This window comes from Enterococcus sp. S183_ASV_20 (assembly GCF_018919685.1).
Taxonomy (GTDB): domain Bacteria; phylum Bacillota; class Bacilli; order Lactobacillales; family Enterococcaceae; genus Enterococcus; species Enterococcus faecalis.
On the sequence record NZ_JAHLRI010000131.1, the window covers coordinates 1 to 1625 of the forward strand.

The 1625-nt window shown below is 38.4% G+C and carries 1 protein-coding gene; it reads right to left on the bottom strand.

Annotated features, from left to right (window positions below; translation table 11 throughout):
- Positions 1-149 precede the first annotated feature (149 nt).
- Positions 150-1469, bottom strand: a complete 1320-nt coding sequence (locus KQI94_RS15945; RefSeq protein WP_002317441.1) for an IS1380-like element IS1678 family transposase — start codon at positions 1467-1469, stop codon at positions 150-152.
- Between the last annotated feature and the right edge of the window lie 156 nt (positions 1470-1625).

A 1625-nucleotide genomic window follows, 5' to 3' on the forward strand; every position in this document is an offset into this window, starting at 1 on the left:
CTAATATCCCTATCAACTGATTTTGACTAAAAAGTTACTTCAAACATTCACTGTTCAAAAATATTGAGGAATAAATTTTGGGTGTAAGGCATTTTGAGCATACTTCTCCCTGGATAACTTCCCAGTAAAAAAATCGTTAGATTGTTGGATTAGATCCATTGACTGGCTCGCCTCAGGCGAGCAAAGACCCTGTAGAATTCATTCTGATACACATGATAACTAGATAATTTGAGATAGACTCGTCTACCCGTTTGGACTAATTTCCCAGCAACTTTCAGAAACTTCAATCGAATAGAATGAATGGTCATTCCCTTTTGGACTTCTTCAAAGCCAATCGTTCTTAAGAAGTTGACTAAGTTGTAAGCTATCAAGCTGAGCATCATTCGGACATGATTCTCCAAAAAGCGAGGACTGTCTGTTTTGTCAAAGTAAAAGCCAGCTTTCGCTTCTTTAATGAAGTTCTCCATTGTGCCACGTTTGGCATAGATAGAAAAGATGGTATCAGGAGAAACATTTTCTGATAGATTCGTCACGATAAATTCATGTCGAAAGAGTAGTTCGCCCGCTTCACGTGTTGAGCGTATACACACGCGACGACTTTGTGACCAGGATTGTGCTTGATAAGTGGTCGAGAAGTACTGAACTTCTCGTTCTTCCCACTTTTGATTATCGCCATAAAGTACTGATTTCTCAGCTATTTGACCTAGTCTACGATTATTCTTCAGTCGAATAACATAATGACTCTTTTTTGATTCACACGAATCATACACACCAGGTGTAGCGAACCCGCTGTCTCCACGAACCAAGATGTCAGTGTTTGGTAGAGAGTGATTATAGTGCTCTAATAAAGGTGTGAGAAACTCCTTTACGCCTTTTGATGTATATTGATTTCCTGAACGTAGTTCAGCTTTTAAGAAGTCACCAGTCAATCCGTCAAAAGCTACCAATGGATGGTAACCATAGGTTTGGTAGTGTGTATTATAATTCGTTTGTTCTTGGTGACCAAATGTATCTGAATGGGTCGAATCTAAATCAATGATTAATTCCGTATCATTACGGATGAGGCGTGCTTTATCGATAAGTTCTTGGTTCAAAGCTTGAAGTTCACGGATATTCTCCTCAGATAGTCGATCTAAAAATCGGGAAAGTGAAGATTGAGAAGCGAGTTCTTTCCTATCTAAAACAGCTTTAAACACAGGATCTTGTCTCAGGAGATTAGCTGCAGAATCAGCTGAGTAACCAGCAATTAATTGCATAATGAACTGCTCAAGTATGGATAAGTTGTCATGAGTAAAATACGCTCGTTCGTCTTCAATGTGAATGTGTTGCTTAGCCAGTTCAGAAAAAGCAAAGATGTTCATCAGCTCTTTCACTAGGACGAGACCCGAATCACTCGATAATTGACCACCTGTATGAGAAATAGTGATATTTGAATTGAATTTTACTTGGTTTTTGTGTAAGCTAGTCATGAAAAGAACTCCTTTCTTTTGGTTGGTTTAGTCACTTTAACCATAGCAGAAAGGGGTTCTTTTTTCATCACTTAACGGGTGAAGATGAAAAAGTAATTGTAAGCTGCCGTGAGGCAGTTTCACATGGTTTTAATTAAAAGTATGAATTATTCAGGA